17 protein-coding genes and 1 pseudogene are annotated in these 14,790 nt (G+C 66.2%); 6 read left to right on the plus strand and 12 right to left on the minus strand.

The window, feature by feature from the left end:
- Nucleotides 1-6: 6 nt before the first annotated feature.
- From J2R76_RS09740 to J2R76_RS09760, 5 genes and pseudogenes are all read right to left on the minus strand, one after another.
- Complete coding sequence (locus tag J2R76_RS09740; protein WP_057019828.1) at nt 7-711, minus strand: PA1136 family autoinducer-binding transcriptional regulator; 705 nt, start codon at nt 709-711, stop codon at nt 7-9.
- A 157-nt stretch (nt 712-868) separates the two neighbouring features.
- Complete coding sequence (gene hchA / locus J2R76_RS09745) at nt 869-1,744, minus strand: glyoxalase III HchA (RefSeq protein ID WP_076832194.1); 876 nt, start codon at nt 1,742-1,744, stop codon at nt 869-871.
- Between the two features lie 100 nt (nt 1,745-1,844).
- Nucleotides 1,845-2,539 (minus strand): annotated as a pseudogene (locus J2R76_RS09750) (GNAT family N-acetyltransferase).
- Between the two features lie 123 nt (nt 2,540-2,662).
- Nucleotides 2,663-3,307: an O-methyltransferase gene (locus J2R76_RS09755; RefSeq protein ID WP_076831843.1), complete on the minus strand. Its 645-nt coding sequence runs from the start codon at nt 3,305-3,307 to the stop codon at nt 2,663-2,665.
- Nucleotides 3,308-3,330: 23 nt separating this feature from the next.
- Nucleotides 3,331-3,951: a PadR family transcriptional regulator gene (locus J2R76_RS09760; RefSeq protein WP_076831840.1), complete on the minus strand. Its 621-nt coding sequence runs from the start codon at nt 3,949-3,951 to the stop codon at nt 3,331-3,333.
- A gap of 204 nt (nt 3,952-4,155) precedes the next feature.
- Between J2R76_RS09760 and J2R76_RS09765 the strand changes: the two genes are divergently transcribed.
- Nucleotides 4,156-4,509, plus strand: a complete 354-nt coding sequence (locus J2R76_RS09765; RefSeq protein WP_057019824.1) for an MmcQ/YjbR family DNA-binding protein — start codon at nt 4,156-4,158, stop codon at nt 4,507-4,509.
- Nucleotides 4,510-4,530: 21 nt separating this feature from the next.
- Here J2R76_RS09765 and J2R76_RS09770 read toward each other — a convergent pair whose 3' ends face one another.
- Complete coding sequence (locus J2R76_RS09770) at nt 4,531-5,097, minus strand: hypothetical protein (protein WP_018271230.1); 567 nt, start codon at nt 5,095-5,097, stop codon at nt 4,531-4,533.
- 90 nt (nt 5,098-5,187) lie between these two features.
- The gene (locus J2R76_RS09775; RefSeq protein WP_253623934.1) at nt 5,188-6,153 is read right to left on the minus strand and encodes a GlxA family transcriptional regulator; all 966 of its coding nucleotides are present in this window, start codon (nt 6,151-6,153) and stop codon (nt 5,188-5,190) included.
- 205 nt (nt 6,154-6,358) lie between these two features.
- Here J2R76_RS09775 and J2R76_RS09780 point away from each other — a divergent pair, with 205 nt between their 5' ends.
- Entirely contained in the window at nt 6,359-7,000 is a 642-nt protein-coding gene (locus J2R76_RS09780) for an HD domain-containing protein (RefSeq protein WP_057019820.1), read from the plus strand.
- Between the two features lie 7 nt (nt 7,001-7,007).
- Here J2R76_RS09780 and J2R76_RS09785 read toward each other — a convergent pair whose 3' ends face one another.
- Nucleotides 7,008-7,466: an SRPBCC domain-containing protein gene (locus tag J2R76_RS09785; protein ID WP_057019819.1), complete on the minus strand. Its 459-nt coding sequence runs from the start codon at nt 7,464-7,466 to the stop codon at nt 7,008-7,010.
- A 77-nt stretch (nt 7,467-7,543) separates the two neighbouring features.
- Here J2R76_RS09785 and J2R76_RS09790 point away from each other — a divergent pair, with 77 nt between their 5' ends.
- The gene (locus tag J2R76_RS09790; RefSeq protein WP_076831837.1) at nt 7,544-8,635 is read left to right on the plus strand and encodes an adenylate/guanylate cyclase domain-containing protein; all 1,092 of its coding nucleotides are present in this window, start codon (nt 7,544-7,546) and stop codon (nt 8,633-8,635) included.
- Nucleotides 8,636-8,640: 5 nt separating this feature from the next.
- Here the strand turns inward: J2R76_RS09790 and J2R76_RS09795 are convergent, their stop codons facing one another.
- The gene (locus J2R76_RS09795; protein ID WP_225159130.1) at nt 8,641-8,889 is read right to left on the minus strand and encodes a hypothetical protein; all 249 of its coding nucleotides are present in this window, start codon (nt 8,887-8,889) and stop codon (nt 8,641-8,643) included.
- A gap of 92 nt (nt 8,890-8,981) precedes the next feature.
- Between J2R76_RS09795 and J2R76_RS09800 the strand changes: the two genes are divergently transcribed.
- Both J2R76_RS09800 and J2R76_RS09805 read left to right on the plus strand, forming a co-directional pair.
- Nucleotides 8,982-10,202 (plus strand): helix-turn-helix domain-containing protein, encoded by a 1,221-nt coding sequence (locus tag J2R76_RS09800; RefSeq protein ID WP_076831834.1) that lies wholly within the window; start codon nt 8,982-8,984, stop codon nt 10,200-10,202.
- A gap of 133 nt (nt 10,203-10,335) precedes the next feature.
- The gene (locus tag J2R76_RS09805) at nt 10,336-10,983 is read left to right on the plus strand and encodes a glutaminyl-peptide cyclotransferase (RefSeq protein WP_076831831.1); all 648 of its coding nucleotides are present in this window, start codon (nt 10,336-10,338) and stop codon (nt 10,981-10,983) included.
- 12 nt (nt 10,984-10,995) lie between these two features.
- Here J2R76_RS09805 and J2R76_RS09810 read toward each other — a convergent pair whose 3' ends face one another.
- The 3 genes from J2R76_RS09810 to J2R76_RS09820 all read right to left on the minus strand — a co-directional run bounded on the left by J2R76_RS09810 (nt 10,996) and on the right by J2R76_RS09820 (nt 14,004).
- On the minus strand, nt 10,996-11,328 hold the full coding sequence (locus J2R76_RS09810) for a hypothetical protein (protein WP_057020048.1): 333 nt from the start codon (nt 11,326-11,328) through the stop codon (nt 10,996-10,998).
- Nucleotides 11,329-11,487: 159 nt separating this feature from the next.
- Complete coding sequence (locus tag J2R76_RS09815; RefSeq protein WP_076831829.1) at nt 11,488-12,705, minus strand: MFS transporter; 1,218 nt, start codon at nt 12,703-12,705, stop codon at nt 11,488-11,490.
- A 132-nt stretch (nt 12,706-12,837) separates the two neighbouring features.
- Complete coding sequence (locus J2R76_RS09820; RefSeq protein WP_076831826.1) at nt 12,838-14,004, minus strand: ABC transporter substrate-binding protein; 1,167 nt, start codon at nt 14,002-14,004, stop codon at nt 12,838-12,840.
- 213 nt (nt 14,005-14,217) lie between these two features.
- Between J2R76_RS09820 and J2R76_RS09825 the strand changes: the two genes are divergently transcribed.
- On the plus strand, nt 14,218-14,784 hold the full coding sequence (locus tag J2R76_RS09825) for an AAA family ATPase (protein ID WP_076831823.1): 567 nt from the start codon (nt 14,218-14,220) through the stop codon (nt 14,782-14,784).
- Nucleotides 14,785-14,790: the final 6 nt, after the last annotated feature.

The raw sequence follows: 14,790 nt of genomic DNA on the forward strand, positions 1-14,790 counted from the left end.
AGCGCCTCAGTCCTCGATCTCGCCGCTGCGGATCGCAAGCCGGATGGCCTGCGCTGTCGTGGCGACGCCGAGCCGAAGCCGCGCGCGCCGCACATGGTTCTCGACCGTGCGTTCCGACAGGCCGAGCGATGCCGCGATGTCGGCCTGGCGTCGTCCCGCCGAAATCCAGCGCAACACCTCGCGCTCGCGCGGCGACAGGCTCGACGCACCGTTCGGCTCGTGCGCTTCCATCAGCCCGCGGGCGGCGCGGAAGGCCGCCGCGCCGACCATCGTCAGCGCCGCACGCGTTCGCGGCGACGCATCGATCCGCGTTCCGGCGAAGCTCATCGCGCCTTCGAGGCCGGTGCGCCCGAACACCGGAACCTGCAGCCCATGGAAACCGGGCCCGCGCGGCGTGCGCACCACGCGGTACTTCTCGCCGCGCGCCGACATCACCTTGGTCCAGAAAAACGCCTGGTCCACATTGAGGAAATTGCGCGTCACCGGACAATGCCGGACATAGGTCTCGGCATCGACGGTCACGCCTTTGCCGAACCAGTCGCCTTCGACCCAATAGATCCGGTCAACCAGGTCCTCACGTGCCGGCGACGCCGAGAACATCACGAACCGGTCGTAGCCGAGCGGCACGCTCGCGGACCGCACCGCCGCCTGGATCGCGGGCAAGCTCTCGCTGCCCTCGATCGCAACCACGGCTTCGATGTAGCGGTCCATGCGGTGCCATCGTGTCGTGCGGAAGGCCGGTCGCGCGCGGCCGAGCGCGTTGAGGATTTTCCCTCAAGCGAGGTCGGCCTGCAAGGCGCGCGACATTGAGCCGCCACCGGCGGCGGGGGCGAGGTTCGCCCCGCCCGCAGGTTGAGCCGCCGTCCGCTCAACGCCCGCCGAGCGTATCGAGCAGAGCCTTTGCGGCTGCCTTGCCGACATTATTGGCGGCGAAGGGGCTGTCACCGGTGATCAGCTTGCGATCCTGATGGGTCTTGCCGGTGATGTCCTTGTTCAGGATCTCAACCCCGAGCGCCTGCAACTGTTCGCCGAACGCCCAGGTCAGCGCGCCCGGCATGTAGCCGATATCGGGCGTGGTCCGATCGATGGCGTCGGGAAATGCGCAGATCTTGTAGCCCTTGAAGGGATAGTCGCCCTTGGCTTCGCCGACCGCGGACGCCAGCAGCGCCGCCGGGCCATGGCAAAGCGAGATGATGTGCTTGTCGTTGTCGAGCGCCCATTTCAGGGCGGCCTTCACGTCGGTGCTTTCGGGCAAGCCGATCAGCGCACCATGGCCGCCGGGAATGAACACCGCGATGTAATCGGAATCCTTGCCGAGTTTTTTTTCGATCACGTCGGAGAGCTTCAGCGGCTGCTTCAGCCTGGCGAGATATTTCTGGTAGATGCTCTTGACCGCGTCGTCCTCCTTCGGAAACGCCCAGAGCTCGAATTTGACCGGATTGCCCGACACGGTCGCGATATCGAATTCGAAGCCCGCCTTGTCGAGGTGATACATCGGCAACAAGGTCTCGACAGGATGGTTGCCGGTCGAGAACATCGTGCCGTTCTGCAACAGCAGATAGCGCTCGTCCGCGGCGATCATCAGAATTTTCCAGCGGCCGCCTCTGTAGGCGTTGGGATAGTCAGCGCCGGAGAGATCCGACTTGGGCGAGGTGAATTGCCCAAGCGAATAAGGCGACGGAAAGTAAGCATTGTTCTCCGCCGGATCGGGTACGGGACGCTTGTCCTGGGATTGCTCGGACATCGAGATATCCTCTCTCATCGTGTTGCGATCCGGCAAAGGTAAGCACGAGATCCGCGATGAGGAATGAGGGATTTCCCTCAACCCACTTTGCCGCGCATCCCTATCCCTGTTTCTGCAACACCGTGATGTGCAGGCGGCGGCGGATCTCCATGCCCTGGCGGCGATAGAGCGCGATCGCCGAGACGTTGCTGGTGAAGACGTGCAGGAATGGAATTTCGCCACGCGCCACGATCCGGCGGGCGACCGCCGACAGCAGCGCCTGCGCGTAGCCACGGCCGCGATGCTCCGGATGCACGCAGACGGCTGTCATCTCGGTGTAGTTCCCCGGCTTCATCCGTTCGCCGGTCATCGCGACCAGTTCGCCATTGATGCGGATGCCGAGAAAGCTGCCGAGCTCATGCGTCCGCACGCTGAACGGGCCGGGCTTTGTCAGCTCCGTCAACGCCATCATCGCAGGAACATCGGTAGCGCCGAGCGTGACGATCTCGACGCCGGGCGCAGAATGGTCCGCGGGCACGCCGATCATCTGCTCGCCGGTCTCGCCAGCAGCACCTTGAACTGCGGCGGCACCGGGACAGGATCGGGCGTGAACAGCACCGCGATGTCAGCTCCCGACAGCAGTGCACCGAGCGCGGCAAAGCTCCTTGGCGACATGTCGACCATGTCGGCGAAGGGTGCGATCGCGAGCGGGAAGCGCCGCGCATCGGTGCCGCCTTCCGCCAGCTCGCGTTGTCTCGTGGTCAGCGCGCTCCAGATTGGGCGATCGAGCGGATGATTGGGCGGGACTTCGGACATGCGGCGCTTCGCTCCTGATTTTCCTCGAACAGAGCAAGAAGCGCCGGCAAAATCCAGCATGGCATGGTGCGGTTGCGGCTCACAATCGCGACAGCCGTCGATCAAGTGATGCCGCCCACCGGATCAGGTCACCTTCAGGCAGAGCTCGGTGCCACCCTTGAGCGGCAGCGTGATCGACACAAAGCCGTTGTCGCGATCGCGCACGAATTCCAGGAAATCCGCCTCGGCATTGTCGTTCATGACGTAGCCGCCGACGCGCAGTTGCGGCGCCACGATCTCGATCACCTGGCGCGCCAGCGTCGGCCCCTTGTCGCCCGGCCAGCCGTCGATCAGGATGAAGTCAACGGGACCACCGAGATCGCGCAGCGTCTTGCGCGCATCGCCCTCGCGGATGTCGGCGTAGTCGGCAAGGCCGGCGTCTGCGAGATTGCGTTTCGCCGCCGCGACCTTGGCCGGCACGATCTCCGACCCGATCACGGTGCCGCCGCCATTGTCGCGCATCGCGGCGGCGAAATAGAGCGTCGACATTCCGACCGAGGTCGCGAACTCGGCGACGCTCTGGGCGCGCAGGCCGCGGCACAACAGATAGATCAGCTCGCCCTGCTCCGGGTGGATCGAGAATCCCTGCTCGGCATAGTCGAGCGGGTCGCGGCTGCCGCTCTGCGTCGGATTGCCCCTCACGGGCGCCCGGCGGGTGGCCTGCAGGCGCTCGATGACGGCGGTGACGCGGGCATCGCGGATCGCGCTGTGCGGTTCGGCGTTGTACATGAAGGGGCTCCTTTGCGACTGCGTCATTGCTGCAGGATCTCAGCGGCCGCGCGGTCGAGGATCTTTGCGATCCGCCGCGCCTCCGCGGTATCGCAGCCGCGCTTCTGGCGCAGCGCGCTCTTCAGCGCGTGACGGGCGCGGTGCACCTCGTCGGAGGCTTCGCCATCGAGATCGCTCACACCGGCGAAGGCTTCGCGCACCTCCTCCATGCGGCGGCCGATCCGCGACAGCGCCTCGAGAATGGTATCCGCGGTCGCGCGGTTCTCGCCGAGATACGCCCTGCCCTGCTCGGTGATGCTGTAGAGCTTGCGCGCCGCGTCCTGGGTGACGCTGGCATGGCCGATCTCCTCGAGGAACGTCAGCGCCGGATAGATCACGCCCGGGCTCGGGCTGTAGAAGCCGTCCGACCGCTCTTCGATCCTCTTGATCAGCTCGTAGCCGTGCGCCGGCTGCTCGCCGAGCAGCGCCAGGATGACCAGTTGCAGATCCTGCGACGAAAGCCGCCGCGATCCCGGAAAATCACCGCCGCCACCCCGCCCGAAGAAGCCATGGCCGCCGCGGCCAAAGCGGTGACCGCCCCTGCCATGCCGGCCCATGGCGAAGAACCCAAACCGGAAGCCGTCATCGTCCCGGTCGCGAAACATCGATCGTCTCATTTGTGCATTCCTTACTGAAAACATATCTTACGATATATCTACAGATGGAGGGACAATAACCACATTTTCGTGAAATTTCCGAAATGGACGGCGACGACTGCTGGCCGAGGACTGGCCGGGCTCTCAGTCCGGGGCTTGCCGACCTTCATGCGGCTGGCCTATGGCTTTGAACGCCTTCCAGCCCCGCGACTCATGCGCCCCAAGACCTTCGAAGCCCATTGCCTGCGCCTGCCCGCCGCCACCAAGGTGGTGCAATGGGAAGGCACGTCGGTGTTCAAGGTCGGCGGCAAGATGTTCGCGCTGGCCGGCGGCTACATCGAGAGCACCGGCGGCTTCATGTTCAAGACCTCGAACATGGCCTATCACCTTCTGATCGAGCAGGGCCTGGCGCGGCCGGCGCCGTATCTGGCGCGCGCCAAATGGGTGCAGTTGATGGCGAACGACTCCCTGCCCGACGCTGAGCTCAAGGCCTATCTCGACCAGGCGCATGCGCTCATCGCCGGAAAGCTCACGCGGAAGTCGCGCAAGGCGCTCGGGCTCGACTGATCGGCCAAGCTGCGACGCTATTCAGCCACCCAGCGGCTTGTCGGAATCGCCCGACAGCAATTTCGGGAACAGCTCCTTGAAGGCGAACTTGTCGTCGCCCTTGGCGCGGTCGAAGCGCAGCACGACGTCGAACCGGCTGCCCTCCCATTTGGTCGGCGGGGTGCCCTTGCTGACCGGGATCAGCGGAAGGATATCGGAGATGATCGCCTTGTGCTCCCAGCACAGCAGCACGACGCCCTTCAGCGCCAGCACCGCAGGCACCAGCCTCGGCTCATCGCCCTTGCCAAAGCTTTCGTTCGGGGTCAGGCCGCGCCGTGCGGCAAGCGCCGAGATCGTCTCGGCCGGACGGCTCGACGGCGGCTGATTGGCCGTGGTGCCCGGTGTCGCGGCATAGATTGCATCGGGCTTGGCATAGTCACCGCCGGTGAGATCGGTGCCGAACAACGCGGTCCACGCGCCCGCACGCTCCCACCCACGGAGCACAAGCGACTCGGTGTCGGAGACGCCATCCGCGGTGAAACCGGGTCCCGGCCAGGAATCGCCCGGCTTCTCGGCATGACGGATGATGAAGAGCGTGAGCGCGTCCATGGGCGGCCTCTCGGGAGAAGATGTGTGGCAGGATCCGGCGTCGGCGACGTCGATCCTATCCCCGATACAGCCTCCGGTTGATGAACCGCATCACAGTTTGCGAAAACTCGCGCGGTACTGCGCCGGCGACACGCCGAGCCGCTCGGTGAACACGATCCGCATCCGGTCGGCCGAACCGAAGCCGCAGTCGAACGCAACCGCCTTCAGCGGCCGGTCTGAGCCCTCGAGCAGCCGGCGCGCGGCGTCGACCCGCGCCCGCTCGACGAATTCGTGCGGCGTGATGCCGGTTTCCTGCGCAAAGGCGCGGCCGAAATTGCGCACGCTCATGCCGACGACTTCCGCCAGCGACTGCAGCGTGTGGCGCTCGCCGACATGCTGCATGACATGCGCCTGCGCGCGCGCAATCGGCGAATCCTCATCGACCGGCGCGGTGAGATAGGGACTGAATTGCGACTGCCCGCCCTGGCGCTGCGCCACCACGACCAGCCGCTTGGCCACCGCGACCGCAACCTGCGGCCCGTGCCGCTCGGCGACCAGCGCGAGCCCGAGATCGATCCCCGCGGTCACGCCGGCCGAGGTCATCAGATGCCCATCGCGAATGTAGATGCGGTCGAAGATCACCTCGGCTGCCGGAAAGCGCGCCGCCAGCCGCTGCGCGTTCTGCCAATGCGTCGTCACCTTGTGGCCGTCGAGCAGCCCGGCATGGCCGAGCGCGAAGGCGCCGGTGCAAATCGAACCATAGAGCTCGGCGCGCGCGGGCGCCCCACGCAGCCACTGTGTCAGTTCGGGATCCGGCGCGGCGTCGGGCAATGCCGGCCCGCCCGCCACGAGCAGGATATCGAACTTCTCCTGTGCCTCGGCGAAGCTGAGATCGGCCGATATCTTCATGCCGTTCGATGCGCGCAGCGGTTCGCAGCCGGCACCGACCAGCACGGTCTCATAGCCATCGCCGGCCGGCACAAAGCCGTTCGTCTCCGCGAACACGTCGACGGGACCCGCGACATCGAGCGCCTGAACCCCTTCGTGAATCGCGATCGCGACCCTCTGAACCGCCATGCCTTCTCCCTGTCCGCTGGCGCGAAACGACGTCTGGTTGGCCCGATCCGGCGGCGCGCGATCGTTGCGGGATCGGGCCAAAACGGGCGACAAGCACCCGACGGATCGCGCCATCCGGCGATCCGCACACACCGCAGAGACGAGCGCCGGGCTCGCGTGTTCGCACGCCACGGCATCGTCTTGCCACATCGAGGAGCGTCTTGAAATGACCGAGATCATCGCCGGCATCCGCGTACCCGACAGCGCGATGGCCCGCGCCGCCACCCAGCTGGTATGGGATACCGAGGACGCCCTGCTCTACAATCACAGCCGCCGCGTGTTCTTCTGGGGCGCGCTGACCGGCAACCGCCGCAAGCTGAAATTCGATCCCGAACTGCTCTATATCGGCGCCATGTTTCACGACATGGGCCTCACCGCTGCTCACGCGAGCCCCGATCTGCGCTTCGAGGTCGACGGCGCCAACGCTGCACGCGACTTCCTCAAGGGCTATGGCGTTCCGGAGCGCGACATCGAGGATGTCTGGACCTCAATCGCCCTGCACACCACGCCTGGCGTCCCCGAGCATATGCGTCCGACCATTGCGCTGGTCACCGCCGGCGTCGAGATGGACGTGCTCGGCATCGCCTACGACGATTTCTCGCACGAGCACCGCGACCATGTCTGCGCGCACCATCCGCGCGAGGCGAATTTCAAGGAGAACATCATCGATCATTTCGCCGCCGGCACCATCAGGAAGCCGCTGACGACCTTCGGCAACGTCAAGGCCGACGTGCTGGCGCTGAAGGACATGAACTATACCAGGACGAACTTCTGCTCGATCATCCTCGGCTCGAAATGGCCGACATGACGCGACGTCAATGGCGGTTGGCAGGACCGTGGTCGGGGCCGGGATCCCGACCGGCGGCCGCGTGGGAGAGCCGGCCCATGTAATGCGCCCAACCCTTGTCGTGGCTCTCGCACTGCGCGGCGTTCGGCAGGCCGCTATGGGTCATGCGGAGCAGCGTGCCGTTGTCCTGCTCCATCAGGTCGATCTCGATCAGGCTCGATCCCGGCGGCACTTCCTCGCTGCCCTCCCAGCCGAAGCTGTAGGCGAGACGATGCACCGGCACGACCTCGCGGAACGCTCCGCGCGCGGCGCGGCTGCGATCACTGCCGAGCCCCTTGAGGAAGTAGAGGCCCCCGGGATGCGTCTCGGTCGCAGCTTCTAGCCCCATCCAGCTCACGATCTTCTGCGGATCGGTCAGAAAGGCGAACACGGTTGCAGCCGGGGCTGCGATCTGGATCTCGCGTTGAACGATGAAGGCTTCAGTCATCGATCCATGCTCCATTGACAGTCGGTCCTGAGGGATAATTCGTGACAAGAGTGGTGCGTCAACCCCATGATGGTGTGATGCAATTGTCCTCGACGTTGAGCTGGCTGGTCGACGCCGCCGCCGAAACCGCGGGCGCCAACCGGTTGTTGGCGGACCTCGGTAGCCACATTATCACGGATGGCCTGCCGCTTGCCGGCGGCGCTCTGACGCTCGAGGTTCCGCACCCCCTGATTGCAAGACGAACCTGGCTGTGGCGTGCCGACAATGGCGAGGTCATCGAAGCGCTCGGATTCGCGCCGGAACAACCTTTTGCGATGCCCGATATGGTGGGATCCGGCGACGCCGGCCGGCGCTGGCTCGGAACTCTCGCGCCCGGCCCGATCCACGAGGGCACGATTGGAACGCGGCCGGACGGCCCGACCCTTGGTTGGATCGGGACACGCGCCTTCACGCCTGCCGAGGCGGATCAATTGCGCGAGGCGGCGCGGTTCATGGCCGCGCCGCTCGCCGCGCTCGCGGCGCGCGCGACACTGACGGCGGCGCTGGAGGCGTATCTCGGCCGGCGCAGCGCCGCGCGCGTTCTGGCATCGCCATTGCGGCGCAATACCGGCGAAACCATCCGGGCGGCACTGCTGTTTGCCGACCTCCGCGGCTTCACCGCGCTGTCGGAAAGCCATCCGCCTGCCGAGGTGATCGCGGCGCTCGATGCCTGGTTCGACCGCATCGCGGGCGCCATCCACGCCTTCGGCGGCGAGGTGTTGAAATTCATCGGCGACGGCCTGCTTGCAATCTTTCCGGTCACGACCAGCGCGCGCAGCGCATCCGAGGCGGCATTGCGCGCGGTGTCGGCGGCGCGCGTCGGTATGGCCCATCTCGATGCAGAGCGACGCAAGCAGGGCTTGCCGCCGTTGCCATTCGGCGCGGCGCTGCATCTCGGCGAGGTGCACTGGGGCAATATCGGCGCCGCCGACCGCCTCGACTTCACCGCGATCGGCGCCGCGGTCAATCTGGTGAGCCGGCTCGAAGGGCTCTGCAAGCCGCTCGAGCAGACCGTGCTGGTTTCGGGCGCCCTCGCCGCCGAGACCGAGACGCCGCTGGTCGCGCTCGGCAGTCATGAACTGCGCGGCATCGCGCGGCCATGCGCGGTCTTCACTTTGCCGGAGGGCTGAGCCAGTCATCTGAACAGGCGCAGCCATGGCGCCAGATGAAATGCGCTCATCAGCGCGTACATCGGGACCATGCCCTGCAATGACAGCGGTCCCTGCATCGCGCCGCAGATCATGTCGGCCGGCGCCATCGCGGCAATCAGCGCCATCACGGCGAAGGTCGGCGCCGCCGCCAGCGACAGAAAGCGCGCCACGATGGGCCCGCGTCCGCTGAGCCGCCCCCTCACCCAATCTTCTCGTGTTTCGAAACCGGTCATCGTTCGATCTCTCTGGAGATGATCCATGTCGTCATGTGCTAGGTTAGGACCGGGCCTCGGAGGGTGAGAGTGACAAGTGTGTCGGGATTCGAATGGATTCGTTGATCATAGCTGCGGCGCGCGCGCTCGCGGCGGGTGATCCCCTCGGCGCACTGAAACGGGTGGCCCTGCGCGACGATGCGCCGGCGCTGGCGCTGCGCGGCATCGCGATGGCCCGGCTCGGCGATTTCGCCCGCGCCAAGGAGCTGCTGCGGCGCGCAGGCCGCGCCTTCGGCCCGCGCGAAGCGGTCGCGCGGGCACGTTGCGTGGTGGCGGAGGCCGAGATCGCGCTGGTGTCGCGCGACCTTTCCTTCCCCGGCAAGAGCCTCGCCGCGGCACGCGCAACGCTCGCGGCACGAGGCGATGCACTCAACGCCGCCCACGCCGGCTATCTCGAAATTCGCCGCCTGATGCTGATCGGGAGCCTCGATGCGGCCGAGCGCATGCTTGCTGGCCTCGACCCGGCACCGTTCCCGCCGGCGCTGCGGGTCGGCCATGAACTGGTCGTCGCCGGAATCGCGATGCGGCGGCTGCAGACCAAGCCGGCACGCGAAGCGTTGGCCCTCGCAAGGGAAGCCGCGCGCCGCGCCGGCATCGCCGAGCTCGCGGCCGAGGTCGAGAGTACCGCGCGCCTGCTCGCCACGCCCGCGGCGCGCCTGATCGCGCGCGGTAGCGAGCGGCCCCTCCTGCTCGAGGAGGTCGAAGCCCTGATGGCGTCGAAGGCGCTCGTCGTCGATGCCTGCCGCTACGTCGTGCGCGATATCGGCACGACGGTCTCGCTGACCCGGCGGCCAGTGCTGTTCGCGCTTGCCCGCGCGCTGGGCGAAGCGTGGCCGCAGGACGTGTCGCGCGGCACGCTGATCGCGCGGGCGTTTCGCGGCAAGCATGCCGATGAATCACACCGCGCGCGGCTGCGGGTCGAGATCGGACGGCTGCGCCGGGCGCTGCGGCCGCTGGCCGATCTCAGCGCGACACCGGACGGCTTTGTGCTCCAGCCGCATGGCCGGCGCGAGGTGACCGTGCTGGCGCTGCCGGTCGAGGAGGAGCATGCCGCGGTGCTGGCTTTTCTCGCCGACGGCGAGGCCTGGTCGAGCTCGGCGCTGTCGGTCGCACTAGGGGCGAGCCAGCGCACCGTGCAGCGTGCGCTCGACGCGCTGGCCGCCACCGGCAAGGTGCAGTCGGTCGGCCGCGCCCGCGCCCGGCGCTGGATGACGCCGCCGGTGCCGGGATTCACGACGACGTTGTTACTCCCTGCCCCGCTGCCGAACGGCTAGCATCGGGGCGCAATCGGAAGCGTTTTCGAGCGAAGCGGATACCGGTTCGCGTGAAGAAAACGCGTAAAAGCAGGATTCTGGAGCCTCGATTCTGATTCAATCAGAATTGAAGCTCCAGGCGACAGGAGCGCACATGAAAAAGGCCACGGCCGAGATCATCCGGGAATACGGCCCCTTCGACGGCGTCGAGAACGTCGGCGGCGTCAGCTTCGACGGCGAGCAGGTCTGGTTCGCGGCCGGCGATCGCCTGGTCGCCTTCGATCCCGACAGCGGCAACACCACCGGCACCCTCGATATCGCGGCTCATGCCGGCACCGCCTTCGACGGCAAGCACCTCTATCAGATCGCCGAGGACCGCATTCTGAAGATCGAGCCGAACAGCGGGCGCGTGATATCCACCATCCCCTCGCCCGGCGGCGGCCGCGACTCGGGCCTCGCCTGGGCGGAGGGCTCGCTGTGGGTCGGCCAGTATCGCGATCGCACCATCGTTCAGATCGATCCGGAAACCGGCAAGGTTCTGCGCACCATCGAAAGCAACCGGTTCGTCACCGGCGTCTCCTGGGTCGATGGCGAACTCTGGCACGGCACCTGGGAAGGCGATGAAAGCGACGTGCGGCGCATCGACCCGCAGACCGGCGAAATCATGGAAAAGCTGGAGATGCCGCAGGGCGTGTTCGTCTCTGGCCTCGAGTCCGACGGCGCCGACCGCTTCTTCTGCGGCAGCGGTTCCGCCAACAACAAGGTGCGTGCCATCCGGCGACCGAAGCGCAGCCGCGCGTGAAGCGATTTGCGATCACCTTTCGGCCAGGGAAAGAATAGAGCGGATCACCTGGCGCTTCTCGTCCGACAAACCCGCGAGCAGCGCCTCGTCCAGATGCTGTTCTCGGATGAGCCGTGCGAAGACAAGCGGGAGCTGCGAGTATCGATAGTCGAACATCTCATCGAGCTCCCTCCTTCGCTGGTGCAGATACTCGCCAACTTCCCACATCTCCGACGGCGTCGCTGCCGCAACGGCCCTGCTCTTGAATTCGACCATCACCTTGGCGAGTGCGCACTCCACCGCCGAATCATAGGCCTTGCGCGCAATCTTCTTCTCGGCCGGGGACCATTGGAGATCACGGTACATAGTGGGCTCTCGTGCGCCTGACGTCGTGCCAACAGTCATGGCATTCAGCCGTAGACGCCCGACCGATGCAATGACACCACAACGTTGCCCCTTTTGCCCGCCGCTCGGCAAGACCAATGCGTCTGTCCGAGCGGCGCGCTGCATGACGGAGTTAAAACCTCATGCCGGCGCAGGCACCGCCGTGGGCCGCGCCGCCGGCATCGGGCGGAAGGTCATCATGATCAGGAACGCGCCGATGCCGACCGCCCAGGAGCCGACATAGAGCCACGTGTAGCTCGCAAAGGTGTCGTAGATCAGGCCGCCGGCGAGCGGTCCGGTCGCCATGCCGAGGCTGCCGGCCATGGCGGTGCCGCCGATCACCGTGCCCATCATCCGCAGCGGGAAGTTCTCGCGGATCAGCACGGAATACAGCGGCATGGTGCCGGCATAGATGAAGCCGAAGATCGCGGCCACCGCGTAGAATGCGGCAAGCTCGCGCACGAAGACGTAGCCGAGAGCGCCGAACGCCTGCGCCAGCAATCCGAGCACCAGCACGCGCTTGGCGCCAAAGCGGTCGCCGAGCAGGCCGAAGGCGATGCGGCCGCCCATCCCGGCGAGCCCTTCGACGCTGTAGATCGTCACCGCAGCAACCATCGGAATGCCGCAGGTGACCGCGTAACTCACGGTATGGATGATCGGGCCCGAATGGGTCGCGCAGCAGAAGAAATTGGTCGCAATCAGGATGATGAATTGCGGCGAGCACAGCGCCTGCGCCAGCGACATCGGCGGTTCGCCGTTTTCGGAGACCGCTTCAGCGTGGTCGCCCTGCAGCGCCGGCGGGCGGCGCACCAGGAATGAGACCGGGATCATGATCGCGCCGACCACGCCCGAGACGATCAGCATCGCGGTGCGCCAGTCGTGGTGGGAGATCAGCCAGGCCGCAAGCGGCGACATCGTCATCGGCGCCATGCCCATGCCGGCCGACACCAGCGAAACGGCGAGGCTTCGATGGGTGTCGAACCAACCGGTGACGCAGGCCATCATCGGCGCGAAGATCGCCGCCGTTGCCGCGCCGACCACCGCGCCGAACACGAACTGAAAGGCCAGCAGCGATGTTGTCTGGCTGGCCAGCGCGAGGCTTGCCGCCAGCACGACCGATCCGGTCAGCACCACCGGAAGCGGCCCGAAGCGGTCGGACAGCGTGCCCCAGATCATGCTGGTGAAGGCCATCGCGAGAAAGCCGATCGTCATCGCGCTGGAAATGCCGGTCACCGACCAGCCGGTCTCGCGCGCCATGGGCTGGAGGAACACCGGCAGCGAGAACATGCCGCCGATCGCGACACAGCCGAGCAGGCCGCCAGCCGCGACGATCACCCAGCGATAGGTTGAATTGCTCATTCCGGAACTCCTATGCAGCTCGTTCTGGCTGCAAGACGAACGGACCGGAGTGGAACCGACAGCTGGCGCGCCCGCCAGCTCACTTTTTTGCGAGCGTGGCGTCTGGCGCGGCTACCGAGATATTCCTTCTGGTCAGCGGCCAGCCAGACTGCACCCCGGCTTCGGTGCGATCTCGCCGAGTGCTCGCACCTGCACGAGTTCCGAACCCTGCGTCCTGGCGATGAACATGCTCATCGCCGCTTGATGGTCCTGACCGAGCGTGACAGGGCCGGTCGGCGACGGAATGGCGAGGTCCGCCATCGCGTCGATGATCGCCTCCTTGTCGAGCTTGCCGGCCTTCTCGGCCGCCGCCTTGAGCGCGATCAGCGTGTTGTAATGCGTCATCACATAGTTCGACACCGCGACATCCGGCTCTGCGGCGGCGCGCGCCTTCGCCACGAACGCCTTGACGGCCGGATCCTCGCTCGCCGCGACCGCCGGCACCACTGTGACCATGTTCTGGCCCTTGCCGCGGAAGATGCCGAGGTCGACCTCGGACAGTCCGAGGAATGCCACGGTGATGTCCTTTAGCAATCCGGCCTCGTCGGCCTGCCGGATGAAATCCATCCCGTCGCCCTTCAGCGCGAACAACAGCACCTTGGCCTTGCTCGCCGCGACCTCCTTGATCAGCGGTGAAAAGTCGGTCTCCGTCCCCAGCGTGTATTTGGTCGCGACCACCTTGCCGCCGAGCTTCTCGATCAAGGGCTGCGCGATGCCGAACATCTGGTGCGGCCAGACCCGGTCGGCGCCGAGCAGGAAGTACGTGTTGCCGAAGGTTTGCGTCATGTAGGGCAGCAGCTGGCCGAGCTCCTGGTTCGGCACCGCGCCGAACGAAAACAGATAGCGGCTGCATTTGCCGCCCTCGTAATTGGTGGCATAGAGCAGCGGCGTCTTCGAGCTCTCGGCAAGCGGCACCAGCGCATTCAGGTTGCGCGAGGTGATCGGACCGACCACCGCCAGCACGCCCTGCTTCTCGACCAGCGAGCGCATCGCCTCAGCGGCCGAACCCGGCCGGGTCTTGTCGTCGACATAGATAACCTCGACCGGCCGGCCGAGAATGCCGCCCACCGCGTTGATATCCTTGGCGGCGAGATCGAGCCCGAGTTTCGCCTGCTGGCCGTAAAGCTCGACCCCGCCGGAAAACGGCAGCACCGCGCCGACGCGGATCGGTTCGCCGGATTCCGCTGCGCACGAAGGCTGCAGCACCGCGGCGCAGACTAGCAGCGCGAGCGTCGTGCAGATGATCGAGCGTGATGCCATGTACGTCGTCCCTTCAAGCTTGATACAACCATGCTTGATCGAGGTTATCGGCGCGGCACTGAAGAATTCGTCAAGCGCGCCCCCATTTGCGTCACATTCGAGGCTATGCTCACTCCGCGCGTCGAGAATTTCCGCGCGCCTTCTTCCCCAAGATTTCAAGCCTATCGGGCAACCCGCGTTCGCGGAGTGCTCGTTCATGCGGTGTGACGATTGATGAAAGGATACCTCTTGCAAAACCGCTTCGTCCTGATCTCCGGCTGCTCCGGCGCCGGAAAATCGACGCTGCTGGCCGATCTGCGTGCGCGCGGCTATCCGGTCGTCGAGGAGCCCGGCCGCCGTATCATCGCCCATGAGCTCGCGTCCGGCGGCAAGGCGCTGCCGTGGGTCGATGCGGCAGCATTCCTGCATCGCGCCATTGACGTCGCACTGAAAGATATGGAGATGGCCAAAGCCCATTCCGGATGGGTGTTCTTCGATCGCGGCCTGGTCGACGCGGCGTCGGCGCTGCAGGCATTGACGGGCGAGCCGGTGCTGCACTCGACCTGCTCCGTCCATCGCTACCACAGATGCGTGTTCATGACGCCGCCGTGGCCCGAGATCTACCTCACCGATCCGGAGCGGCGGCACGGCTTCGAGGCCGCAATGGCCGAGTATCGGCGGCTGATGGAGACGCTTCCAACGCTCGGCTACGACGTGATCCACCTGCCGAAGGTATCGCCGTCCGCGCGCGCCGATTTCGTGCTGGCGACGCTCGGCGGCGGCATCCTGACTGAGGCCTGATCAGGC

This window comes from Bradyrhizobium sp. USDA 4532 (genome assembly GCF_024171315.1).
Lineage (GTDB): Bacteria > Pseudomonadota > Alphaproteobacteria > Rhizobiales > Xanthobacteraceae > Bradyrhizobium > Bradyrhizobium australafricanum.

Bases quoted from the DNA above. Each gene is read 5' to 3' on its own strand.
- J2R76_RS09740 (WP_057019828.1), bottom strand. From the start codon at position 711: ATGGACCGCTACATCGAAGCCGTGGTTGCGATCGAGGGCAGCGAGAGC.
- hchA (WP_076832194.1), bottom strand. From the start codon at position 1,744: ATGTCCGAGCAATCCCAGGACAAGCGTCCCGTACCCGATCCGGCGGAG.
- J2R76_RS09755 (WP_076831843.1), bottom strand. From the start codon at position 3,307: ATGTACAACGCCGAACCGCACAGCGCGATCCGCGATGCCCGCGTCACC.
- J2R76_RS09760 (WP_076831840.1), bottom strand. From the start codon at position 3,951: ATGTTTCGCGACCGGGACGATGACGGCTTCCGGTTTGGGTTCTTCGCC.
- J2R76_RS09765 (WP_057019824.1), top strand. From the start codon at position 4,156: ATGCGCCCCAAGACCTTCGAAGCCCATTGCCTGCGCCTGCCCGCCGCC.
- J2R76_RS09770 (WP_018271230.1), bottom strand. From the start codon at position 5,097: ATGGACGCGCTCACGCTCTTCATCATCCGTCATGCCGAGAAGCCGGGC.
- J2R76_RS09775 (WP_253623934.1), bottom strand. From the start codon at position 6,153: ATGGCGGTTCAGAGGGTCGCGATCGCGATTCACGAAGGGGTTCAGGCG.
- J2R76_RS09780 (WP_057019820.1), top strand. From the start codon at position 6,359: ATGACCGAGATCATCGCCGGCATCCGCGTACCCGACAGCGCGATGGCC.
- J2R76_RS09785 (WP_057019819.1), bottom strand. From the start codon at position 7,466: ATGACTGAAGCCTTCATCGTTCAACGCGAGATCCAGATCGCAGCCCCG.
- J2R76_RS09790 (WP_076831837.1), top strand. From the start codon at position 7,544: ATGCAATTGTCCTCGACGTTGAGCTGGCTGGTCGACGCCGCCGCCGAA.
- J2R76_RS09795 (WP_225159130.1), bottom strand. From the start codon at position 8,889: ATGACCGGTTTCGAAACACGAGAAGATTGGGTGAGGGGGCGGCTCAGC.
- J2R76_RS09800 (WP_076831834.1), top strand. From the start codon at position 8,982: ATGGATTCGTTGATCATAGCTGCGGCGCGCGCGCTCGCGGCGGGTGAT.
- J2R76_RS09805 (WP_076831831.1), top strand. From the start codon at position 10,336: ATGAAAAAGGCCACGGCCGAGATCATCCGGGAATACGGCCCCTTCGAC.
- J2R76_RS09810 (WP_057020048.1), bottom strand. From the start codon at position 11,328: ATGTACCGTGATCTCCAATGGTCCCCGGCCGAGAAGAAGATTGCGCGC.
- J2R76_RS09815 (WP_076831829.1), bottom strand. From the start codon at position 12,705: ATGAGCAATTCAACCTATCGCTGGGTGATCGTCGCGGCTGGCGGCCTG.
- J2R76_RS09820 (WP_076831826.1), bottom strand. From the start codon at position 14,004: ATGGCATCACGCTCGATCATCTGCACGACGCTCGCGCTGCTAGTCTGC.
- J2R76_RS09825 (WP_076831823.1), top strand. From the start codon at position 14,218: ATGAAAGGATACCTCTTGCAAAACCGCTTCGTCCTGATCTCCGGCTGC.